The sequence below is a fragment of the Gordonia sp. UCD-TK1 genome (genome assembly GCF_001691435.1).
GTDB lineage: Bacteria > Actinomycetota > Actinomycetes > Mycobacteriales > Mycobacteriaceae > Gordonia > Gordonia hongkongensis.
This window is the reverse complement of record NZ_LZMP01000038.1, coordinates 1-22,964: the sequence shown is the minus strand read 5'-3', so window position 1 is coordinate 22,964 and position 22,964 is coordinate 1. Positions and strand designations below refer to the sequence as shown.

Genomic DNA, 22,964 nt, shown 5'->3' with positions numbered 1-22,964 from the left:
GTCAGTGCTCCTCGAGGGATGGGTCGGCGGGTTCGTTCAACGGTGGGATGGGTTGTGCGAGCCCGGACGCCAGCTGGTCGAAGGCGGACTCCAGCACGGTGGCCAGGTCGGCAGCGGTGCCCGGGGTGTCGTCGTGATGGGTCACCCAGAATTCGAGGGCGACGCGGATGGTGGTGATCGCGTTGTGCAGGACGAGGCGCGGATACAGGGTGTGTGCCGGCTGCCCGCGCTGCGCGCACAGTTCGGCGAGACGCGCTTCGACGGTGTCGCCCAACTCCATGTCGCGGGACCTGGCCGTCAGCCCCGGATCCGTGTCGAGGAGGCGCAGGAGCGCGACGATCTCGGCGGGTTCGCCGACGTCGGGCGAGGTGGCGGCCTCGATGAGGGCGGTCCGGACCGAGCAGAAGAAGCTCTCGTCCGTCGGTCGGGCCTCGATCCGCTTGACGATCGTGTCGACCAGCGTCGACACGAAGTGCAGCAGCGCATCCTCTTTGCCGCTGAAGTAGTTGTGGAACGTCCGGACCGAGACGTTCGCCTCCGCCGCGACGGCGTCGATCGTCACGTGATCCATCCCGGCGCTGGTGGACAACCGCAGCACAGCGCGGGCGGGCGCCGAACGGGTCGCCGCCTTCTTCGCCTCGCGGAGTCCGGGGGAGTTCACCTCACCCACGGTACGGAACTTGCAGAACCCTGCAAACTTGCAGGACTACGCAAAATTTAGGAGAGTCCTCACACCGTCTACCCGGTGATGGCGTGCGTCACACCATCAGCCCAGTGTCGATGCACGGGCGACCAACTCGGGCTGGAATACGAGGTTCGACGGGACATGGCGTTCGGCGGGGTCATCGGCCGCGCTCATCAGCAGATCGACCGCGGTGACGCCGATGCGGGAGGTCGGCTGCCGGATCGACGACAACGGGACGACGGCCGAGCGGGCGAAATCGATGTCGTCGTAACCGATGAGGGCGATGTCGTCGGGAACGCGGACGTCGCCGCCGAGCATCGTCAACGCCTGCAGGGCCCCGATCGCGAGGAGGTCGTTGGCGCAGAACACCGCATCCGGTCGGTCGCGGGGGGCCCTGGCCAGCAGGGCCTTTCCCGCCTCACGTCCGGCCAGCACACTCAGGTTCGTCGTCTGCACGACCTCGAGCGTGGCGTCGTCGACGGCGTCGACCGCCTCCTGCGCGCCCCGCCGGCGGTCCGCGACCTGCCGCAGTCCGGGCGGTCCGCCCACGAACACGATCCGGCGACGACCGGTCTCGCACAGGTGCGACACCGCGAGCCGCCCGCCCGCGATGTCGTCGACGGCGACGGAATCGAAGGGGGAGCCGCCGGCGTCCCGGTCGACGAGGATCACCGGGGTGCCGCGACGGCGCAGCGAGTCGAACCGCCGCAGGTCGTCGCCGATCGGCGAGACGAGCAGACCGAACACCCGCTGCTCGTCGAAGGTGTCGAGATAGGCCTGTTCGCGCGATTCGTCGTCGTCGGAGGTGCCGAGCAGCACCGTGAGGTCGTGCTCGCCGGCCCGGTGTTCGGCGGCGCGGGCGATGTCGGTGAAGAAGGGGTTGCCCACGTCGAGCACCACCATGCCGACGCAACGCGATCGGCCCGCACGGAGTTGGCGCGCGGCGTCGTTGCGTACGAAACCCAGCTGGTCGATCGCCGCCTGGACCCGCGCGACGGTCGCGGGCGAGACCTTTCCGGGCGAGTTGAGCACGTTCGAGACCGTGCCCACCGACACCGAGGCCGCCGCCGCGACATCCCGCATGCTCACACCCATGTGTCCATCTCACCAGATGCGATGCCGGTACCCGCGTTTCGCGGACTCGGGAGGGTCGCCCATCTCGCGAGCTGATTGACTACGAACACCCGCGGTACCCCCTGTAGGAAAGGCGCTTCATGTCGACTCCGGCCAGCCCGTTCTCCGCGGACTACGAACCCGATCCGCGACGCTGGAAGGCGCTCGCGGTGTGCCTGGTGGTCGGTTTCATGACCCTTCTCGACGTCTCGATCGTCAACGTCGCGCTCCCGTCCATCGAATCCGGACTCGGCGCGAACTCGGCCGACCTGTCGTGGGTCGTGTCCGGCTACGCCCTCGCCTTCGGACTCGTCCTGGTCCCGGCCGGCCGGGTCGGGGACGCGCGCGGCCGCAAGGTGACCTTCCTCATCGGGCTGTCCCTGTTCGTGCTGGCGTCGGCGGCATGTGGGTTCGCCCAGGGCCCGACGCAACTCGTCGTCTTCCGCCTGATCCAGGGCGTTGCGGGCGGCATTCTCGCGCCGCAGGTCTCTGGCCTCATCCAGCTGCTGTTCCGCGGGGCTGAGCGTGGCCGGGCCTTCGGCATGTTCGCCGCGACCATCGGGATCTCGACCGCGGTCGGGCCGCTGCTCGGTGGGGTCCTCATCCAGCTGGGCGGGTCCGCCGACGGGTGGCGCTGGATCTTCTTCGTGAACGTGCCGATCGGCATCGCGGCCTTCGTCGCCGCGATACGGTTGATCCCCGCTCGGCCCGAGGAACTCAAACAACCACTGCGGGGGAGTTTCGATCCCGTTGGCGTCGTGCTCCTGGGTACCGGGGTGTTCGCACTGATGCTGCCGATGGTCCAGGAACAGGAATGGCCCGGCGGGCGTAAATGGTTGTTGCTCGTCCTCGCGGCCGTGCTGATCGGCGCGTTCGTCCTGTGGGAACGCCGGCAGGGCCGCGTCGGCCGCCAGCAACTCGTCGACCTCTCGTTGTTCTCCATGCGGACGTACACACTGGGGTGCATCATCGCGATGGTCTACTTCGCCGGGTTCACCACGGTGTTCTTCATCTACACGCTGTTCGTCCAGCAGGGCCTGGGCTATTCGGCACTGCAGGCCGGTCTGGCGGTGACCCCGTTCGCGCTCGGTTCGGCGGTGTCGGCCAGCGTCGGCGGCAACATCGTCAACCGGGTCGGGCGCTCGCTGGTGTTGCTGGGTCTGGGCCTGGTGGTCGTGGGGATGATCGCGACGATCGTCGCCGTCGCGTTCGTGTCCGGTCCCGGTGTCGGGTACGCCGCCGCGCTGCCGCTGCTGGTGGCGGGTATCGGTTCCGGTCTCGTGATCTCGCCCAACCTCACGCTCAGCCTCGACCAGGTGCCGGTCACCAAGGCGGGCATCGCCGGTGGCGTCCTGCAGACCGGTCAGCGCATCGGGGCCGCCGCGGGGATCGCGCTCGTCGGTGCGGTGTTCTTCGCCCAGGTCGCGAACACCGGCGGCGACTGGGCGCGGGCGTTCCAGATCGGACTGGCGACGGCCGCGGTCCTGGTGCTGATCGCGCTGGTGGTGGGCCTCGTGGATCACTTCGCCCACCGCCGCGAGGACGCGGAGGTCGCGTAGGCGGCCGGTCTGATGCCCACGCGACCTCGGCAGTCGAGCCTCAGGAACGCGCCCGGGGCACCAGCCGCTCGAGCTGGGTCACGTGCGCGGGGGTCAGCTCGTCGAGCGAGGCAACACCGAGCAGCCGCATCGTGCGTGCGATCTGCTCGCCGAGGATCTCGATCATCCGGTCCACCCCGGCCTCCCCGCCGGCCATCAGGCCGTACAGGTAGGCCCGGCCGACGAGCGTGAACCGCGCGCCGAGGGCGACCGACGCCACGATGTCGGCACCGCTCATGATGCCGGTGTCGAGCATGACATCGGTGTCCGCGCCGACCTCGCGGGCCACCTCGGGCAGGAGGTGGAACGGGATCGGTGCGCGGTCGAGTTGGCGCCCACCGTGATTCGACAATACGATGCCGTCGGCGCCGAGGGCAGTGACGGCCTTGGCGTCGTCGACGGTCTGGATGCCCTTGACCACCAGCTTGCCCGGCCACTGCGACTTGATCCACGCCAGATCGTCGAAGGTGACGGTGGGGTCGAACATCGTGTCTAGCAGTTCGGCCACCGTTCCTGACCATCGATCGAGCGAGGCGAACGCCAGGGGCTCGGTGGTGAGGAAGTCGATCCACCACTGCGGGCGCGGGATGGCGTTGAGCACGGTCTTGGCGGTCAGCGCCGGCGGGATCGACATGCCGTTGCGCTTGTCGCGCAGACGAGCCCCGGCGACCGGCACGTCGACGGTCACCAGCAGGGTGTCGTACCCGGCCTTCGCCGCGCGGTCGACCAGGGCCATCGAGCGCTCCCGGTCCTTCCACATGTACAGCTGGAACCAGTTGCGGCCGTGCGGATTCGCATCCCGGACGTCCTCGATCGACGCCGTACCCATCGTCGACAGCGAGAAGGGGATCCCGGCCCGGCCGGCGGCGCGCGCACCAGCGTATTCGCCCTCGGTCTGCATCATCCGGGTGAACCCGGTGGGTGCGATGCCGAACGGCAGTTCCGAACGCCCGCCGAGGATCGTGCACGAGGTGTCGACCTTGGACACGTCACGCAGGATGGCCGGATGGAACTCGATGTCGGCGAACGCCTGTCGTGCCCGTTCGATGGACAGCTCGGCCTCGGCCGAACCGTCGGTGTAGTCGAAGGCCGCCTTCGGGGTGCGGCGCTTGGCGATCGCGCGCAGGTCCTCGATGGTGAGGGCGGCGTCGAGGCGGCGCTTCTTCGCGTCGAACTGGGGCTTCTTGAACTGCATCAGCGGCGCGAGGTCGCGCGGCTTGGGAACTCGACGCTTCATGGGAGAACTGCCTTGCATGGTCATGCCTTTCCTGTCCCCACCGCGGTGCGGGAGCGCGTGCCGCGGGAGTGTCGGGGTGCGTAGTGTTGCGGCGGGAACCTGTCGACGACGATAGACCTCATCGCCTCGAGGTCGCCATCGATCAGACCGTGGGCGCGGGCGGTGATCAGCACGTTGCCCAGCGCGGTCGCCTCCACCGGACCGGCCTGCACCGGCAGGCCCAGCCGATCGGCGGTGAGTTGGCACAGCAGCCGGTTCTGCGAGCCGCCGCCGACGAGATGGACGGTCTCCACCGTCGTGCCGGACAGTTCGGCCGCTCGCGCCACCCCGTCGGCGAAGGCCGCCGCGAGGCTCTCGACGATCGTGCGCACCATCTCGGCGCGCGTCATCGGCGGACGCATGCCGCGCTCGTCGTACCAGTCGCGAATGCGTCCGGGCATGTCTCCCGGCGGGAGGAACCGGGCGTCGTCGGTGTCGAAGATCTCGACCGTCGCCGGCGCCTCGGCGGCCTGCGCGAGCAGTTCACCGAGTTCGGCGCGATACCCTTCGCGCTGGTACTGGCGGACCGTCTCGCTGAGCAGCCACAGGCCCATCACGTTGTGCAGGTAGCGGATACGGCCGTCGGCGCCGACCTCGTTGGTGAAGTTGGCCTTCCACCCGTCGCGGGAGACGACCGGCTGCTCGAGTTCGACGCCGACCAGACCCCAGGTCCCGCACGAGATGTACGCCGACCGCGACGGGTCCATCGGGATGGCGGCGACCGCCGACGCGGTGTCGTGGGACGCGACCGCGGTGACGCGGGTCGACGTCGACAGTCCGAGGCGCTCGGCGACGTCGCCGAGCAACGGGCCCTGGTCGGTGCCGGTCTCCACGAGGTCGGGGAACAAGCCGACGGGCAATCCGAGACGCTCCATCATCGCGGTGTCCCACCGCCCGTTGATGCCGAGCAATCCGGTGGTCGAGGCGTTGGTGCGTTCGGTGCCGCGTCGGCCCGTGAGCCAGTATGTGATGAGGTCCGGGATCAGCAGGGCGGTGTCGGCCTGATCGAGCAACCCGTCGGCCTTTTCGGCGGCCAATTGGTACACGGTGGTGAACGGCAGGAATTGTAAGCCGTTGCGCACGTACAGGTCCGCGGGACCGAGTTCGGCGTGCACGGCGTCGACCCCGACCACGCTCCGGGTGTCCCGGTAGTGGTGCGGCAACCCGATCATGCGGCCCTCCCGCAGGAGCGCGTAGTCCACCGCCCAGGAGTCCACCCCGATCCCGACCAGATCGTCGGACTGCCTGCCCGCCTCGGCGAGGCCGGCCGACGCGGCGCGGAACAGCGCCGGGACATCCCAGTGCAGCGCGGACCTGCGCCCGTTCCAGATGTGGACCGGGTCGTTGGTGAACCGGGCGACCTGTTCGAGCTCGAGTCGTCCGCGCGAGACGTCGGCCAGCATGACCCGGCCGCTGGTCGCGCCCAGGTCGATCGCGGCGACCTGGGCGGACCGGGTGGATCGGCTCATCGCAGGAACGCGGCGGCGACGCCCGCATCCACCGGCACGTGCAGGCCGGTGGTGTGCGAGAAGTCGGACGTGCAGAGTGCGAAGGCGGCGTTGGCGATGTTCTCCGGCAGCACCTCGCGCTTGAGCAGGGTGCGCTGCGCGTAGAACTTGCCCAGGTCCTTCTCCTCGACGCCGTAGACGGCGGCGCGCTTGGCGCCCCAGCCGCCGGCGAAGATCCCCGAACCACGCACCACGCCATCGGGATTGATGCCGTTGACCTTGACCCCGTGCTCGCCGAGTTCGGCGGCCAGGAGCCGGACCTGATGGGCCTGGTCGGCCTTCGTCGCCGAATAGGCGATGTTGTTGGGGCCGGCGAAGACCGAGTTCTTCGACGAGATGTACAGGATGTCGCCGCCGAGCTTCTGGTCGATGAGGGCGCGTGCGGCGGCCTTGCTCACCAGGAACGAACCACGGGCCATCACGTTGTGCTGGAGGTCCCAGTCGGCGGCGGTCGTGTCCAGCAACGACTTCGACAGCGACAGGCCGGCGTTGTTCACGACGAGGTCGATGCCGCCGAAGGCGAGCACCGTCGCGTCGATCGCGGACTGGACGGCCGCTTCGTCGGTGACGTCGGCGGCCACCCCGATGGCGACATCGGTGGAACCGATCTCCTCGGCGGCCGCCCGTGCCTTCTCGGCGTCGAGGTCGGCGATCACCACGCACGCACCTTCGGCGGCCAGACGCGTCGCGATGGCCTTGCCGATACCGGAGGCCGCCCCGGTGACCAGGGCGATGCGGGTGGCGAGCGGTTTGGGCTTCGGCATGCGGGCGAGCTTGGCCTCCTCGAGCAGCCAGTACTCGATCCGGAACTTCTCCGACTCGTCGATCGGTGCGTAGGTCGAGATGGCCTCGGCGCCGCGCATCACGTTGATGGCGTTCAGGTAGAACTCGCCGGCGACACGTGCGGTCTGCTTGTCCTTGCCGAAGCTGAACATGCCGACGCCCGGGACCAGCACGATGGCCGGGTCGGCGCCGCGCATCGCCGGGCTGTCCGCGGTGGCGTGACGGTCGTAGTACGCGCGGTAGTCCTCGCGGTAGGCCTCGTGCAGTGCCGTCAGGCGCTCCTTGCACTCCTCGACGCTCGCGTCGGCCGGGAGGTCGAGGACGAGCGGCTTGACCTTGGTGCGTAGGAAGTGGTCCGGGCAACTGGTGCCGAGTGCGGCCAGGCGCGGATGCTCCTCTGCCGCCAGGAATTCGAGGACCGGGTCGACGTCGGTGAAGTGACCGACCTGCGGCTTGTCCATCGAGGCGAGGCCGCGGATGAACGGGGCGAGCGCCGCGGCCTTGGCCCGGCGTTCCTGTGCGGGCAGTGCGCCGTAGCCGTCGATCGGGCCGCCGAAGGGTTGCGGCCGACCGTTGGCGGCGATGTACTCCTCGGCGGTGCGGATGATCTCCAGCGAATGTGCCTGCGCCTCATCGGAGGTGTCGCCCCAGGCGGTGATCCCGTGGCCGCCGAGGATGCAACCGATGGCCTGCGGGTTGTCCTTCTTGATCGCCGAGATGTCCAGCCCGAGCTGGAAACCCGGACGACGCCACGGCACCCACACGACGCGGTCACCGAAGATCTTGTGCGTCAAGACCTCGCCGTCGGCCGCGGTCGCGATGGCGATACCGGAGTCCGGGTGCAGGTGGTCGACGTGCGCGGCGTCGACGAGGCCGTGCATCGCGGTGTCGATCGACGGTGCGGCACCGCCCTTTCCGTGCAGGCAGTAATCGAAGGCGGCGACCATCTCGTCCTCACGGTCGAGGCCGGGATAGACGTCGACGAGCGCACGCATGCGATCGAGCCGGAGCACGGCCAGGCCCTTCTCGGTGAGGGTGCCGAGATCGCCGCCGGAGCCCTTCACCCAGAGCAGTTCGACGTCTTCACCGGTGACCGGGTCGGTGTCGGAGCCCTTGGCGGAGGTGTTGCCGCCGGCGTAGTTGGTGTTCTTCGGATCCGATCCGAGTCGGTTGGACCGCGCGATGAGGGCGGCGACTGCGGGATTGGTCATTGCGGGTGATCTCCTCGGGAGTTCAGGGGAACTGGGGCGGGGGGAGGGCTCAGGCGCCCCAGGATGATTGGGTACCGCCGACACGCTCGGCGACGATGCGCTCGTGGTATCCGGAGTCGGCGTATGCGGCCATCGGGTCTGCGGGCAGGCCGCGACGGACACGACGCTCGGCGAGCATCGGACGGACGTCGGTGTAGAACGCGTCCATCACGATCGCGTTCGCGCCCAACACGTCTCCGGCGGCCTGTGCCTCGGTCAGCGCATCGGTGTCGACGAGCAGTGCGCGGGCCGTCATCTCCTCGACGTTCAGCACCGAACGGAGCTGGCCGGGGATCTTCTCCTCGACGTTGTGGCATTGATCGAGCATGAGAGCGACCGGCGACCCGGCGTCGAGCCCGCCGCCGCGGATCACCTCGAACAGGATCCGGAAGAGCTGGAACGGATCCGCGGCACCGACGATGAGGTCGTCGTCGGCGTAGAAGCGCGAGTTGAAGTCGAAGGAACCCAGCTTCCCGAGGCGCAGCAGCTGCGCGACGATGAACTCGATGTTGGTTCCCGGCGCGTGATGGCCGGTGTCGAGGCAGACCATCGCCCGCTCGCCGAGCGCGGTCACGTGGGCGTAGGAGGTGCCCCAGTCGGGGACGTCGGTGACGTAGGTGGCGGGCTCGAAGAACTTGTACTCCATCACGAGTCGCTGGTCGTCGCCGATGTGCTGGTAGATGGTCGCGAGCGACTCGGCGAGCCGGTCCTGGCGTCCGCGGATGTCGCCCTGCCCGGGGTAGTTGGTGCCGTCGGCCAGCCAGATCTTCAGATCGCGCGAACCGGTCGCGTTCATCACCTCGATGCAGGCGAGGTGATGGTCGATGGCCATCTGCCGCACCGTCTTGTCGGTGTGGGTCAGGCTGCCGAACTTGTAGGCGTCGTCCTGGAAGGTGTTGGAGTTGACGGTGCCCAGGCCGACGCCGAGATCCTTCGCGTAAGCGGCCAGGGCGGTGTAGTCGTCGACGGTGTCCCACGGGATGTGCAGGGCGACGGTGGGTGCCAGCCCGGTCAGCTCGTTGACCTTCGCGGCGTCGGCGATCTTCTCGTGGATGGTGCGGGGGGTGCCCGGGGTGCCGAACACCTTGAACCGGGTGCCGGAGTTGCCGAACGCCCAGGAGGGGAGCTCGATCTCGAGATTGTCGAGGATCGTCTCGTCAAAGGTGGTCATGAGGGTTCTTTCCGTTGGGATTCCCCGCCGCCGGCGTCGGGGAACAGCCGGCGGCGGGGAAGTCGATGGACTGATACGTTTCAATCGAGCGAGACGGCCCGGTCGAGACGACTCAGACGGCGGTCTTGCTGGCGGACTCTGCGGTGGGTGCGTCACCCACGGCCGGGCTGTTCGTCGACACCGGGTGCTCGATGAGCTCGGGCGACAGCGGGGCGCCGTAACGCTCGACCTCGATCTCCTGCAGGGTCTTGCCCTGGGTGTCCGGAGCCGCGATGGCGCCGATGATCAGAGCGATCGTGAGCAGTGCGACAAGCAGGATGCCGACCGTCGTGAGCCCGGTGGCCGCGAGCATCGTGGGGAAGAAGTAGCTCAGGAGACCCGTTGCGGTGCGGACGGCGAAGAACATGACGCCCTGGGCGCTCGCACGGTAGGGCGTCGCGAACATCTCGCTGGCCCAGAGGCTGTAGAACGCCTGCGCGCCGATACCCGAGGAGATGCCCCACAGGACCGCGAAGACGAGCATCGTGGCGACACCGCTGTCGGTGAAGGCGACCAGCACGATCCAGGCGACGATGCCCAAGGCGGCGCCGAAGACGTACAGCGCGCGCTGCGAGACCCGGTCTGCGTATCGCATGAAGCCGAAGTAGGTCGCGAGGACGGTGCAGCCCCAGACGAGCACCTGAAGCAGGTTCTGCTGAACGGCGCTCTCGACGCCCGCGGTCTCGTAGACGCGGGGCATGAAGATGCCGGCCTGGCCGGCGACGGTGTTCCAGAACAGGTAGATGCCACCGAGCAGGAGCAGGGCGGTGATGTTGACCTTCTTGGAGAACAGGCCTTTGATGCCGCGGGCGCCGACCGATGCGGTGAGCTCGCGCGTCTCGTTGACCGCCTCGTCGGACCAGATCTTCGACTCCGCGAGTCCCTGGCGAATCCACCAGACGACCGCCGCGACGACGAAGAGATGCAGGAAGATGATCCGCGAACCGAGTAGGCCCATCGGGGCGAGCGCGGCCGCCAGTGCGAAGCCGATCAGGGGTCCGACCGACCAGGCGAGCTGGGCGGTGCCGACGTGTTTGGCGCGTTCGACCGATGGCGCCTCTTCGGCGATGTAGGTCCAGGACGCGGGTACGCCCGCGCCGACCGCGAGGCCGGTGATGATGAACGCCGCCAGCAGCATGGTGAAGTTGAGCGCGAAGGCGGCGAGCAACACACCGGCCATATAGACCAGCAGGTCGTAGGTGTAGATCGCCTTGCGGCCGTAGCGGTCGCACAGCGGTCCGCCGATGGCGGCGCCGACCGCCGCGCCGAACGCGTTGGCGCTCAGTGCGGCCAGCAGGCCGACGGCGAAGTTGCTGATGCCGAACTCGTCCTGCCAGAAGGTCAGGCTGGTGGCGATCGCGATGATCGAGCCGGCTTCGATGTAGTTCGACATGGCAACCGAGATGGTCGCCCGCCAGCCGGTGGTGGAGCGCGCTCCTACTTTCATGGGATTCCTAGCGTCGGAGATCAGTAGAGAGGGTCGGGATCGGAGGGGTCAAGCCGGGTTCGCTGATGTCGGTGTGCCCGTCAGTACGCGTCGTGTGTTCGATGTCGGTCAGTCGAGGTGGAAGTACTCGAGGAGTTCGGTACGGATGGTGTCGGGATTGGCGCCGTCGGCGTCTCCGCCGGTGGCCGGGAGGAAGTACTCGGACATGTGCGCCTGCCACCGGGCGTTGACGTCCGTTGCCTCCATGGCGGCGGCGGTCGTCGCGAAGTCGTCGGTCTCGAGGTAACCCACGACCATGCCGTCGTCCTTGCGGAGGAACAACGAGTAGTTGCGCCACCCGGTCTCGCGCAGGGCGTCGAGCATCTCCGGCCACACCTCCGTGTGGGCGTCGAGGTAGTCCTCGACGCGCTCCGGGCGGAGCTGGAGCACGAAGCAGACGCGCTGGGTATCGGGCATGGCTGCTCCTGACAAACGATGTGATGGGAAACGCAGACCGTCGAGAGAGGATCAACCCGGCGAATTAAAACGTTTCAATTTGTGATGGCAGCAACACTAAGAGCGGCCTGTGAGGATGTCAAGACCCGGTTCGCACAAAGCGCACCCCGCCGGAACGGGATCGGTCATGCTCTGTTCGTGCTGAAATTCGGGAAGACGCGCGGAGCAGATGTCGGGGGCAGGATCGCGATCGTGACCGGGGGCGGGTCCGGTATCGGGGCCGCGCTCCGCGCGCGCTGGTGACCCGGGGAGCCCACGTCACCTGCGCGGACATCGACCTACCCGCGGCGCAGCGGGTGACGGACTCCTTGTCCGGTGGGCCGGGCACCGCACGGGCGGTGCAACTGGATGTGACGGATGCCGCCGCTGTGCAGCGGGTGGTCGACGAGGTCGTCGCCGAGTGGGGGCGCCTGGATCTGATGTTCAACAACGCCGGGATCACCTGGGGTGGTCCGACCGAGATGCTGACGCCGGAACAATGGGACGCGATCATCGACGTCAACATCCGGGGCGTCGTGCACGGGGTCGCGGCCGCGTACCCGGTGATGATCGAGCAGCGTTCCGGACACATCGTCAACACGGCGTCGATGGCCGGGCTCGTCGCCGCCGGACTGATCACGAGCTACGTGATGACCAAACATGCGGTCGTGGGGCTGTCGCTCGCACTACGTACCGGCGCCGCGGGCCGCGGGGTGAACGTGCTGGCGGTGTGTCCCTCGGCAGTGGAGACCCCGATCCTGGACAAGGGATCGGTCGGCGGATTCGTCGGTCGCTCTTATTATCTGGCGAGTCAGGGTTCGTCGACCGCGTACGACGCCGACCGCCTTGCCCGGGACACGCTCGCCGCCATCGAGCGGAATCAACCACTGCTGGTCGTCCCGCGTCGATCCCGGATCACCTGGCGCGTCCAGCGATTGGCGCCCGGCCTCACGAATCGGCTTGCCGCGCAATTCATCGATCGGCAACGCGCGGAGTTGCGGCCGGAGGGTTAACCGCCGGCGGTGCTGCTCAGGATGGCGATGATGACACCTGCCACGGTCAGTACACCGACGACCCAGGCCATCGTGATCGCGACCCGTCTGCGTCCGAACCGGGCCGCGTTGATCGCGATCCCGAGGCACACCAGGACCGCGATCGAGTACACCGAGATACCGAGGGTGAGCAGGGCGACGGAGGAGTCGGCGAGCAGGACAACCCGAGTGGACATGACACCGAGTACATCATCAGCGGGCTCGGGGGATGCACGCGGATCGACTCGGAGGGGTGCACGGGCGCCGACGTCGTGACGTATGTCGTCGCGTTGGGTCACACGGCCGCGGCACGCCGCGGCCGGTAGGCGACCACGAGCACGAGCAGGGCGACCATCGCGAACGACGAACCGACCAGAATCGTTGTGCCGGTGGCAGTTCCGGACGGATCGCTACGTTGGAGTGGGCCGAACACGGTCATCAGAGTGGCGAGTCCGAGCGCGCCACCGACCTGCAACAGCGCCTGCATCAGGCCCGAGGCGGCGCCGGCGTCGGCTGCGGGCGAGTTGTCCACGATCAGGACGTTCGCCGGCACCACGGACAGGCCGATGCCCGCACCCATGATCATCGAGGGCGCCAGAATCGCTGCGGCGAAGGTGGAGTCGGGCCCAACGAACGACAACCACACGAGCCCGGCGATCGCCAGGGACAATCCCGCCATCAACACCGCAGCCGCACCGAAGCGCGCGACGAGACGGGCGGTGATCCCGGTGACCGTCAATCCGATGTTGAGAACCATGAACGGCAGGAACGCGAACCCGGACGCGACGACGCTGTAACCCATCACGTCCTGCAGGTGCAGGGTCATGAAGGTGAACATGCCCATCATCGCGCCGGGCAAGAGCAACATCACCACGAAGGGCGCGGCCCTGCGCGCGGAGTTCACCAATCGGGGCGGCAGCAGGGGATGGCTCGTACGACGCTGTCTGATCGCGAACGCCGTGAGCGTCGATGCGCCGACGGCGAGAGAAGCGATGGTCACCGGGTCGGCCCAGGAGACCTCGGAGGCGCGGATGAAGCCGAAGACCACCGCCGCGACACCCGCCGCGGACAGCAGGGTGTCCCAGAGACCCAGGTGACCGGGCTGCCGAGGTGTCTCATCGACGGTGAACGGTGCGGCGATGAGAATCGCCACCCCGATCGGGACGTTGACCAGCATCACCCAGTGCCACGACAGCTGTTCGGTGAGTACGCCGCCCAGCAGCAGGCCGAGCGCTCCGCCCGAGGCGGCACCCAGGGAGAACCAGCTGATGGCCCGGGCGCGATCGGGGCCGGGCGGAAAGTTGGCGACGATCAGTCCCAGGGCGGTGGGTGCGGCGAGCGCGGCTCCCACGCCCTGCAGGACGCGAGCGATGAGAAGCATCCACGCGCTGGTGGCGAGTCCGCCGAGGAGCGAGGCCGCGGTGAACAGGGCGATGCCGTAGAGCAGCGCGCGACGCCGTCCGATCAGGTCGCCCAAGCGGCCGCCGAGCAGCAGCAGGCCACCCACCGCCAGCACGTAGGCGTTCATCACCCACGACTGAGACACCTCGCTGAAACCCAGGTCGTCGCGGATGCGGGGGAGCGCGACGGTGACGATCGTGCCGTCGAGGATCACCATCAGCTGGCTCGCCACCACGACGACCAGTCCGATCCAGGTGCGGCGGTCGATCGTCGACCCTCCGGTGTCGGAACCTGCCGCGGGAGCGACGCGATCGGTGGTCTGGGACATCAGGGCCTCCCGGGCGGGTAAGGTCGAACAGGAGAGTGTCTCCAATTGGAGACTGTCTCCGCTTATTGAAGCGGAGATGCTCTCCGGTTACAAGTGTTTTCTTCGGGAGGTGTCATGACCAGCGCATCCGCGCCGGCGAAACCGATGCGAGCCGATGCTCGACGCAACTACGACAAAGTCGTTGCCACGGCGGCCGAGGCATTTCGTGAGTCGGGAATCGACACGTCGCTCGATGACATCGCCAAACGTGCCGGCGTCGGCGCCGGCACGTTGTACCGCCACTTCCCCTCTCGCGAGGCGCTCGTCGCGGCCGCGATGCGACAGGACACCGCCGCCCTCGTGGAGTCTGCGCGCGCCGATGACGAGCAGCGGGACTCCGGCGAGCGTCTCGTCGAGTGGGTCCGGGCGCTCGCGCGCCACGTCGGGGCGTATCAGGGTCTGCCCGAGATCATCATCGCGTCGGCGGGCGACCCCGAGAGCCCGCTCTACACCAGTTGCGCCGACCTCCGCGTGGCCGGCGGGGACATCCTCGGCGCCGCCCAGCGGTCCGGTGGAATCCGAGCCGATCTCACCGTCGACGAACTCTTCACTCTCGCGAACATGATCGCTTTGGGCCGTAATTGCGTTGAGTCGCAGCGTCTTCTGGATCTCGTGGTCGAGGGGATCCGCGGGCCCGGTAGGTGAGCCGAGCCCGCGGGCCCGTCTGTTCATGCTCGGCGCGGACGGGTCCCCGCCCGCTCAGGAGTCGACGGTCACCTGCTCGAAGCTCAGCCGTTCCGGTGCTTCGCGGCCGGCGAAGACCTGACGATTCGGAAAGCCGCCGGTCCAGAAGTCGTACAGGTACGAGACCAGACCGCCGCGGTGGTAGTCGCAGACCATGACGCCGTCGGTGACCAGGACCGGCCACCCGTCGGGGTCGTCGCCCGTCCGGTGCCAGTATCCCGAGTCGCCGTCGGTGGAACGTCCCCACCCGAACAACGAATCGCCGGACAGGTCGACGGCCGTGTCGGTGCCGTCGTCATGCGCCCACGTCACGATGCTCAAGTCCTCGATAAGTGGCTCGAGGTCGGCCACCGCGTGGCGCCCCGCCTCCTCGATCGACGCGTCGGGCCATGGGAGACCGGTCCACACGAGGAAGTCGTCGCAGAAGACTCCCGGTCCGTACGTGTCGGCGAGTGCCTTGTAGTCGGTCGGCAACCGGAATCCGAGTCGCTGTTCGATGAGCGCCCAGTCGACCGTTGCCGGCCGTGCCACCGGTGGTGGGATCAGCGCGATCAGATCCTCGATGGTGTGCTTCGGCATGGTGGTCACCTCACGTTCGGGATGATCTCGAAATGAGCGATGCCGCCCCGGAGGTCCCGAGAGTCGTTCGGTACCACCGGCAGTCATGTAACCGCGGGGATCGAAGCGGTGTCCACGTACGTATTCGGCTGAACGGCCATGCGTTTGATCGACGCGGATCGGGTCGAAGAACTTGGACGCGCCGCCGGAGGTGGCGACCCGAAACGGCGAGAATGCCCGGCCGAAAGTGCCCCCAGTCGGACTCGAACCGACACTGTGCCGATTTTAAGTACTGCCGGGCCGCCGAATAGGCGTGCGCCTGACCAGCGGCAACGCAGGGCGCATTGCGGAATCAGTGCAGGTGAGAGGCTATGTTTGCGTAGCGGTTGCTCAGCAGCGGCCACCGGCCGACTACCTGCGGATTCCCCTCGCGCGCCGGGGTGGTGCCGGGGTGGCAGTGACGCGCTGGCAACGGTTGCAGGGGTGGCGGGCGCTCCGACGTGCGGCTTACGGTGGCGGCAGTACCGCCAGCGCGGGCACGTCGCCCGCAGCAGGTATTGAGTCGCCCGGACGGGCGAATAGAGCAGCAGCATTCCGCAGGCGCGGAGATTCAGATTTCGGGGCCGGGCTCCAACGTCAGTGAATCGCTCAGGGAGCGACACTTCCTCCTTTTACCTTTCACACGTTCGGAGCATTCTCGTGAAGACTCTCCTCCCCGCTGCCCTGGCGCACCTGTACGCCCACGGTGCAGAGTCGGGCTACAACACCGAGGGCGATGTCCTCGTCAATCAGAGCGCAGACGGCGTCGATCTCAACGCCATTTGGGAGCAGGCCGCCGCCGCACTGAGTCATTGGAATCAGCGTCGCAGCGCCTTGGCGTCCCTGTTGTCGTACAACACGATTGCCGCTGGCGACGCCATGCCCCAAACGCTGGAGCCTGATCGCTTTCAGCAGGCCAGCGAGTTCGGCGAGCCCACCGGACTGAAGTCCGACAGCGCGCTGATTCTCGGATATGACTTCACCGACTACGACCTCGCCGGTCGCTTCACCTGGCGTTACCTGCGGGCGGCCAGCGCCGAACAGGTGCGCTCGGTGATCAACCGCGCCCTAGAAGCCGACAACCGGGTCATCACTGGGACGATTCTTCGTCGGCTCTTCGACCCCACCGAAGGCACCAACGAGCACATGCACCGGGTGTTCGGCCTGTGGAACGGAACCGACGGCATGACCCCACCGTCGTATGCGGGGCAGTCGTTCGCGAGCACCGATTCGCACTATCTGGTCAGCGGGAACACTGCGCTTGACCCGGGCGATCTCGTGGACGCGATCAATCAGGTGCGCGCAAAGGGATTCGGCGTGCAGCCCAACACCCGGCTATTGGTGCTGGCCCACCCCGACGAGGCTGACATCATCGCCAGCTTCAAAGAGGGCATCGAGACCAACGGAGTTGTGTCCAAGCACGACTTCGTTCCGTCGGTGTCGGCCCCGGCATTTCTGACGGCCGAGAATATCGTCGGCGAGCAAGCCCCAGCCGATTTCGCCGGTCTGGAAGTGCTCGGCAGCTACGGGCACGCATGGGTTGTCGGGTCGTACTTCTTGCCGAAAGGTTACGTGGCGGTCGTTGCGACGGGTGGACCCAACAGCACGCTGAACCCCGTTGCCTTCCGCGAGCACACAAATCCGGCTTACCGTGGCCTGCGTCAGATTCCGGGCCGTGATCAGCGTTACCCGCTGCAGGAGAGCTTCTTCCAGCGGAGCTTCGGCACGGGTGTCCGTTATCGCGGGGCCGCGTGCATCGTTCAGGTCAAGGCGACCGGCGCGTACGAGGCTCCGCATTGGCACTGGTCATGACCTTCGCTGATCGTATGCAGCGCAACGCGCACGAGTTTAGGCCGGGGCACGACGCCAGCGAATACTCGTGGGGAACAGGACTGGTTCCGCGTGGTCTCGAGGACGCACCCCCGCACGAGGGCGGGCGGTATCGGGGGCTGTCGCCCGAGATGACGCCCGAGGAGCGCTGACCGTGGCTCGCACCTATCGCCGAGACCGACGCGGCCGGTTCGCTCGCACGCCGGGAACCAAGGCGTCGGCTCGGTCTGGCAAGGCGCGGCGGCGCAGCGTTCGTCGTCACGGGTACGTCGGCGCGGCGGTGGGGGCGGCGGTCCCGGGCGTGGGTACGTCTACCGCTACCGGGGTGGCGTTGTTCTCGGTGGCGACCACGGCAACCGGCTACAAGGTCGGAACGGCAGTCGGCCGGCGACGCCGCAAGAACCGACAACCCTCAGGAGTCCGCATAGCGCGTTGACCTGCCGCGCCCCGCCCACAGGCGCGCGCTGCACCCGCCGGGCCGACCACCGAGAGCCCAGACCCCAGCGATACACAACTCCATAGCTTGGCGGGCACCGCGCGGCCCGCCGCCCAGCAGCCGGTCGACTTGTCCCGGCGAGTGGGAGTTGACTTGTCCTCCTGCGACCGAGCGAGACCGAGCTGTCGCTAGCCAGGTCTCCTCACCCCGAGCCCCACCGTTGGAAGCCTCCCCGGCCCTGGCGGTGGGGTTCTCCTCTTCGAGGGTCACGCCTGCAAGTACCGTGCTAGAACCTCTCCGTCAGCAGCGAATCAGGGAGGGCCACATGAAGCGAGCTATCGGTGTACTGGGAGCGACAGCGATAGGGCTGGCGGTGATCGGCTGCGGATCGTCTGAAGATGGATCAATTCAGTCGTCAGCCACCTCTGAAACTCGCGCGGTCACGCAGACCGAGCTAGAGGTATACGACTACGCGCCGAGCGCCCTGGCTCTCGGTACGGAGCTACAGCGGCGCGGGTTCGAGTGCAACGAGTTGGAGGGCGTTTCTGGAATCGGTGCACTTGACGTGGTGTCTGAAGCGAGGTGCTGGCCCGGCCGACTCTTCATCTCTCTGTCCACTTATGCAACCGAGGCTGACATGCGTAGCGCGCTCAAGATCCGGCAGGGGGCGCAGCAGCTGTCGAAGGGGATAGGACGGTCTTCCCTCGCGTACGCCGGGAACTGGATCATCGAGTGTCCCGGCGGCGGGCCAGGTGAAGAGGGCTCGGAGTCGTGTGCAGCGGCCCGCGACGCTCTTGGAGGCACGTTCGACGAGTAGCCGTTCTGTGGTCTGAACGGGTGAAATCTCAGACTGAATGTCGGCCCTCCGCCGCTCCTGTTTGACTTGTCGCGGCGGCGGCTTGGGGTGCGACGAGCCGCGAAAGTTGCTCTCCGTCGAACTGAGGGCGAGGCATCCCGTAATCGGTTGCGGCGCCGATGATTATGTCCGAAATCCGGTGGTGGCCGTTGGTGTGTTGTACCTGTATGGTTATGGGTACCGGCCAAGCGGTTGCAGGTAGTACCCCCAGCTAGTCGACGGAGGAGCCTCGCAGTTCATCTGCGGAGGAGTGCACGCGAAGACAGTTTTTCTTGGACGCTGCGTGGGATTTGACTCAGAGACATCTGCGCACACAACTCAGGGCGGCTTAAGAACTTCGCCTGCGGAAGCAAGGCAGAGCCCATTCCGATTCAATTCCGCGAGAGGCTCTTTCATGTCCCAAGGAGCACGTCCCTCATCTATCGCGCCGTCGGCGCGAACTGCGCAATCGCCGAGCCAGGTCGGCCATTACCGTCCGGTCAACCGTGACGAACTCGGCAACACCCCGACGATCATCGGCCGTGATGCAGCAGTCCAGTTCTGCAATAGCGTTCTGGGCGTTCCGATCACGTTCACCCGAATGCGGCGGGGTTTCGAGCGTCGAGAGCTGACCGTGTGGAAGGTCGGCGGAGTGAATGCCACCAGTCCGCAGGCTCTGTACGACTGGATTCAGGGCATGGCCCGCCCGGCTGTCAGCCAAGGCGGCGCAGCGTGAGCACGCTGGCGGACGACTTCCCGGTGTTCGGCATGTCCGACGACGAGGCGCTTCGGGCGAGTCGCCGTCATCCCGTGGTGGCGCAGCTCAGAACTTCGATGACCCCTTATCAGCGTGCCGTGGCTGGGGGTGGCGAGCTGGTCGTGCAGCCTCGCCGGCGACTGTCTCCCCGTGCATCCGACTTCCCCGGTATCGCTGCGGGAATCCTTCGGGGGCAGGCGCAGCCGATCTCCTGGGAGCGGGATACTTGGCCTCTCGCGCCGGTTTACGGGAATACGGGTCGCGAACCGCTTCCGTGGCGATCAGGCGGTTACTCGGCACGCCAGCTGGAGGCTCACGACCAGAAGCGCGGCGTCACTCATGTTGAGGCGGCCCGGGCTGTCGCGGCCCAGACTCCTTGCGTGATTGTTCATGGAGACACGGTGCGTGGTTACGAGGTCCCGTCAGACTTCAGCCCGCTGCGGACTGTTCGCTTCGTAGCCGAGGGTGACCAGTCGTGCTTCTGGTGTGTCGGCGGGCACGCGATGAGCTACCTGCTGGTCGACTGCGGGCAGTGGCTGCGGTGCTTCCCGTCGTGCGGGCGGTGTCGTAGCGACCTCGATCCCGAGTTTCAACTGGACTGGCACCTGAGTCACGACGACTGGTTCTTCGCGACTGGATGCACGTCCGATGAGTGGTTCTGACCGGGGCGCTGCGCTGCCAGTAGGTGCCGTGTCCCGGGTGCCTGAGCTCGTGGTGGGCGGCTTGGTAACCGTGCCCGCCGTAACCGGGCGCGGCGGTGCAACTCAACGCCCTGCCAACGAAGGAGCCCGCCCGACACGGCATGTCGGACGGGCGTTCTCCGGAGCGGGGCGTCTCCTGGGCCGGTAGGGCTGGACCGATTGAAGTGTAACCCGCACAACAGGTTTGGGCACGAGTGCGGCCCCGCGAAAGGCAAGGAAGCGGGGCCGCATGTGCTCGAGCTGGATGAGTGCTCGATGACGACGATGGAAAGGACCATCAATGCCCAATAATACACCCGCCCCAGAGGCGACGCTACCGCGTAAACGTAAGCGCCAGAACGGTTATCATCGACTGACACCAGATCAGTTCGTTGAACACGCCAAGAGTCTCGACGAGCTGGGTTGGCACCCTATTCCGCTCGGTCCTCCGAAGGGCAAGGTATGCCGAGCGAAAGGAGTAACCGGCTCCAACGGCGTCGATGTCAGCGACGAGGACACCTTTCGTGAGTGGGCCGACAGCTGGGCGACGGAGGGCCTGAATCTTGGTGTGCGGATGCCGGTCGGCGTGATTGCGATCGACGTTGACTGCTACGACGGTAAGCAGGGTGCGCAGACGCTGACCGAGCATGAGCAACGGTGGGGCGCGCTCCCCGTCACGTGGTCGGTGACTGCCCGGACTGACGGCAGTCGCAAGCTGTTCTTTCGAGTGCCCACCGGCTGGACCGGGCGCGGGATTCTGGGTCCTGGCGTTGAGATTGTCCAGCGGCACAATAGATATTCAGTTGTGCCGCCGAGCATTCACGATGTTGGACCCGTGAAGGCGTATTCGCCCGGGGGTGAGGAATGCGGCCAGTTGCCGCCGCCAGGCGAACTGCCAGAGCTTCCACCTTCTTGGTGTGAAGGACTGCACCGTGATGCACACCCCGCGCCGAAGGGAACAGCCGAGGACGCCCTTGAACTCGCCGGCTCCTTCCGAGATGGGCCGATGACATTGAAGGTGCAGGAGCACGTCAACGACTTTCTGGCTGCGGTAGCACACGGGGCGGGCCGCTACGACGCCATGCGCGACGCCGTGCTTGGGCTGAACAGCCTGGGAGCCAAAGCACAGCGAGGGGTGCCAGCGGCCCTCCGTCTGGTCGAGACTGAGTACGTTGCAGCTGTCGCGGCCGCTCGCGGCGGTGAGGGAGCGGCCCGTGCCGAGTTTGAGCGCGCGCGACAGGGCGGCGCGCAGGTTGTGGTGGGTGACCCGGCCTATCGTCGGCTGAACACCTACAGCGGCGATACGTTCAACCCTGACGGCTCGTGGAACGCTGAGTCGCCGTTGGCGCGAACGCTGGCTGAGCTGTTCGGAGAGACCGACGAATCGCCCCCGGTGAGCCGAGCCCGATTTGCGGCGGTGCCAGCCAGTGACCTAGCCGGACAGATCCCGCCGATGCAATGGCTCATCAAAGGCGTGTGGGCGCTGAATAGCTTCGGCCCGTTGGGCGGCGAGAAGAAGACGTTGAAGTCGTACAACCTGCTGTCAATGTCGGTGGCCGTAGCGAGCGGCCTGCCCTTCTACGGCGAGTTTGAGGTCGCCAGTCCCGGGCCGGTCCTCTACTACGCAGGCGAGGGTGGCCGCGACGAACATCAACGCCGGTTGCAGGCTATCGCCCGGGCTTATGGTGTTCCGCTGCAGGACCTCCCGCTGCACACCGTGTTCGATGCGGGCGGCCTAGACGAGGCCGACTTTCTGGGCGCGCTGCACAACCACATGGACACCATCCAGCCACGCTTGGTCGTCATCGATCCGCTGTATGCGTTCCACCCGACTGGGGTGGAGGCCCAGAACCTGTACGAGCGCGGCCGGATGCTGAGCGACTTCAACGCGGAGGTCGGCAACGAGACCTCGCTGGTCATTGCTGATCACTTCAACAAGACCGGCAGAGCTGAACTAGACCTGGACAGCATCGCGCAGTCGGGCATGGGGCAGTGGGCCGACAGCTGGATGCTGCAACTACACCGTGAACCGCCCGACCAAGACGCCGGCGAGTTTCGGTTGGCGATGGAGTTTGGTTCGCGTCGTTGGGGTGGCCGCAGATGGAACGTTGACTGGCGACTGCCGTCGGCTGAGGCGATGGAGCGCGGCGAAGTAGGGGACGTGAGTTGGTCTGTCGAGCGCAGCAAGGCCGACAAGGAGTCCGCTCGTGGGCAGCAAGTGGAAGACGACATCGTTCGGGTTCTCCGTGATGAGCCGGATTACTCGCTGACCGTCACCGCTCTCCGAGAGAAGGTGGGAGGCAACCGCGAGAAGACCAAACGTGCGGTCGAGCGAATGCTGGCCGAGGGCCGAATCGTCCAGGACAAACGGAAGTGGCCCGAGCAACGTCCCGACGGCACCACAAAGCCGGTCTCGCGCACGAGAATCGGCCTGCCAAAGGGCGTCCGGATCGTGACGGAGACCGCCGAATGAGCCCGCACGCGCCATCGGCTGCGCCAACCCTGCCTAACGGCGTGGGCAGGGTTGGGCATACTTACCGTGCGAACACCGCAAATACGCTGGTTAGCCGCGGTTTCGGAGTCTGCCCAAGGGGTGGGCATAGTCCGATTGACCGGCTGCTCGGCGGGCAGGGGTGGGCAACCCTGCCCACCCTGTGAATCGCCCCGGGTTTGCTGGAGGCTCGGTTAGTTGGTTCCAGCGTTTGCGGGGACCGGGTTCTCACGGTAGCTGGTGACGGTGTGGGTCGACCAGTAGGCGCTCTCGTACTCGACGGGTGGGACGTGTCCGATCTCGCCGTGCAGGCGGCGGTGGTTGAACCATTCGACGTACTCAGCGACGGCGATCTCGACCTCGCCCACACCTGCCCAGCCGCCTCGCGGGCGCATCACGGGGTTACGGATGCATTCGGCTTTGAACAGCGAGTTGAACGCCTCAGACATCGCGTTGTCGGCATTCGGCTTTGAACAGCGAGTTGAACGCCTCAGCCATCGCGTTGTCGTAT

Annotated in this window: 19 protein-coding genes and 1 pseudogene; 8 read left to right on the top strand and 12 right to left on the bottom strand. The window is 67.0% G+C overall.

The window, feature by feature from the left end; all coding sequences use genetic code 11:
• Position 1: 1 nt before the first annotated feature.
• A complete protein-coding gene (locus A9310_RS19170; RefSeq protein ID WP_065631985.1) occupies positions 2–661 on the bottom strand; it encodes a TetR family transcriptional regulator in 660 nt (219 codons plus the stop codon).
• A 105-nt stretch (positions 662–766) separates the two neighbouring features.
• Complete coding sequence (locus tag A9310_RS19165) at positions 767–1,780, bottom strand: LacI family DNA-binding transcriptional regulator (protein ID WP_065631975.1); 1,014 nt, start codon at positions 1,778–1,780, stop codon at positions 767–769.
• Positions 1,781–1,899: 119 nt separating this feature from the next.
• On the opposite strand from A9310_RS19165, the gene A9310_RS19160 reads away from it, so the two are divergent.
• On the top strand, positions 1,900–3,357 hold the full coding sequence (locus tag A9310_RS19160) for an MFS transporter (RefSeq protein WP_065631974.1): 1,458 nt from the start codon (positions 1,900–1,902) through the stop codon (positions 3,355–3,357).
• 40 nt (positions 3,358–3,397) lie between these two features.
• Here A9310_RS19160 and A9310_RS19155 read toward each other — a convergent pair whose 3' ends face one another.
• The 6 genes from A9310_RS19155 to A9310_RS19130 form a co-directional block, all read right to left on the bottom strand.
• On the bottom strand, positions 3,398–4,633 hold the full coding sequence (locus A9310_RS19155) for an alpha-hydroxy acid oxidase (RefSeq protein WP_058250776.1): 1,236 nt from the start codon (positions 4,631–4,633) through the stop codon (positions 3,398–3,400).
• A gap of 20 nt (positions 4,634–4,653) precedes the next feature.
• Positions 4,654–6,141: a rhamnulokinase family protein gene (locus A9310_RS19150; RefSeq protein ID WP_055474927.1), complete on the bottom strand. Its 1,488-nt coding sequence runs from the start codon at positions 6,139–6,141 to the stop codon at positions 4,654–4,656.
• Positions 6,138–8,174 carry a bifunctional rhamnulose-1-phosphate aldolase/short-chain dehydrogenase gene (locus A9310_RS19145; protein WP_065631973.1) on the bottom strand — a complete coding sequence of 679 codons (2,037 nt, stop codon included), beginning with the start codon at positions 8,172–8,174 and terminating at the stop codon, positions 6,138–6,140. The genes A9310_RS19150 and A9310_RS19145 overlap by 4 nt, the downstream gene beginning before the upstream one ends.
• A 49-nt stretch (positions 8,175–8,223) precedes the next feature.
• Complete coding sequence (gene rhaI / locus A9310_RS19140) at positions 8,224–9,384, bottom strand: L-rhamnose isomerase (protein WP_065631972.1); 1,161 nt, start codon at positions 9,382–9,384, stop codon at positions 8,224–8,226.
• A gap of 112 nt (positions 9,385–9,496) precedes the next feature.
• Positions 9,497–10,870 (bottom strand): MFS transporter, encoded by a 1,374-nt coding sequence (locus A9310_RS19135; protein ID WP_065631971.1) that lies wholly within the window; start codon positions 10,868–10,870, stop codon positions 9,497–9,499.
• Positions 10,871–10,978: 108 nt separating this feature from the next.
• On the bottom strand, positions 10,979–11,326 hold the full coding sequence (locus A9310_RS19130) for an L-rhamnose mutarotase (protein ID WP_065631970.1): 348 nt from the start codon (positions 11,324–11,326) through the stop codon (positions 10,979–10,981).
• A 177-nt stretch (positions 11,327–11,503) separates the two neighbouring features.
• Here A9310_RS19130 and A9310_RS19125 point away from each other — a divergent pair.
• Positions 11,504–12,357: pseudogene (locus tag A9310_RS19125) on the top strand (SDR family NAD(P)-dependent oxidoreductase).
• On the opposite strand, the gene A9310_RS19120 reads toward A9310_RS19125, so the two are convergent.
• The gene (locus A9310_RS19120) at positions 12,354–12,572 is read right to left on the bottom strand and encodes a hypothetical protein (RefSeq protein WP_004020299.1); all 219 of its coding nucleotides are present in this window, start codon (positions 12,570–12,572) and stop codon (positions 12,354–12,356) included. The pseudogene A9310_RS19125 and the gene A9310_RS19120 sit on opposite strands and share 4 nt — an antisense overlap.
• A 98-nt stretch (positions 12,573–12,670) precedes the next feature.
• Positions 12,671–14,104: an MFS transporter gene (locus tag A9310_RS19115; RefSeq protein WP_065631969.1), complete on the bottom strand. Its 1,434-nt coding sequence runs from the start codon at positions 14,102–14,104 to the stop codon at positions 12,671–12,673.
• Positions 14,105–14,218: 114 nt separating this feature from the next.
• Here A9310_RS19115 and A9310_RS19110 point away from each other — a divergent pair, with 114 nt between their 5' ends.
• Complete coding sequence (locus A9310_RS19110) at positions 14,219–14,788, top strand: TetR/AcrR family transcriptional regulator (RefSeq protein ID WP_065631968.1); 570 nt, start codon at positions 14,219–14,221, stop codon at positions 14,786–14,788.
• A 54-nt stretch (positions 14,789–14,842) separates the two neighbouring features.
• Here the strand turns inward: A9310_RS19110 and A9310_RS19105 are convergent, their stop codons facing one another.
• The gene (locus tag A9310_RS19105; RefSeq protein ID WP_065631984.1) at positions 14,843–15,406 is read right to left on the bottom strand and encodes a hypothetical protein; all 564 of its coding nucleotides are present in this window, start codon (positions 15,404–15,406) and stop codon (positions 14,843–14,845) included.
• Between the two features lie 678 nt (positions 15,407–16,084).
• Between A9310_RS19105 and A9310_RS19100 the strand changes: the two genes are divergently transcribed.
• The 5 genes from A9310_RS19100 to A9310_RS19075 all read left to right on the top strand — a co-directional run bounded on the left by A9310_RS19100 (position 16,085) and on the right by A9310_RS19075 (position 22,435).
• Positions 16,085–17,236: a hypothetical protein gene (locus A9310_RS19100; RefSeq protein ID WP_065631967.1), complete on the top strand. Its 1,152-nt coding sequence runs from the start codon at positions 16,085–16,087 to the stop codon at positions 17,234–17,236.
• 779 nt (positions 17,237–18,015) lie between these two features.
• Positions 18,016–18,507, top strand: coding sequence for a hypothetical protein (locus A9310_RS19095; RefSeq protein WP_139104689.1), 492 nt, complete (start codon positions 18,016–18,018; stop codon positions 18,505–18,507).
• A gap of 433 nt (positions 18,508–18,940) precedes the next feature.
• Positions 18,941–19,261, top strand: coding sequence for a hypothetical protein (locus tag A9310_RS19090; protein ID WP_065631965.1), 321 nt, complete (start codon positions 18,941–18,943; stop codon positions 19,259–19,261).
• Positions 19,258–19,944, top strand: coding sequence for a hypothetical protein (locus tag A9310_RS19085; protein ID WP_065631964.1), 687 nt, complete (start codon positions 19,258–19,260; stop codon positions 19,942–19,944). Before A9310_RS19090 ends, A9310_RS19085 begins: the two co-directional genes overlap by 4 nt.
• A gap of 319 nt (positions 19,945–20,263) precedes the next feature.
• Complete coding sequence (locus tag A9310_RS19075; protein ID WP_083207455.1) at positions 20,264–22,435, top strand: AAA family ATPase; 2,172 nt, start codon at positions 20,264–20,266, stop codon at positions 22,433–22,435.
• A gap of 212 nt (positions 22,436–22,647) precedes the next feature.
• Here the strand turns inward: A9310_RS19075 and A9310_RS19070 are convergent, their stop codons facing one another.
• A complete protein-coding gene (locus tag A9310_RS19070; RefSeq protein WP_065631961.1) occupies positions 22,648–22,902 on the bottom strand; it encodes an IS3 family transposase in 255 nt (84 codons plus the stop codon).
• Positions 22,903–22,964: the final 62 nt, after the last annotated feature.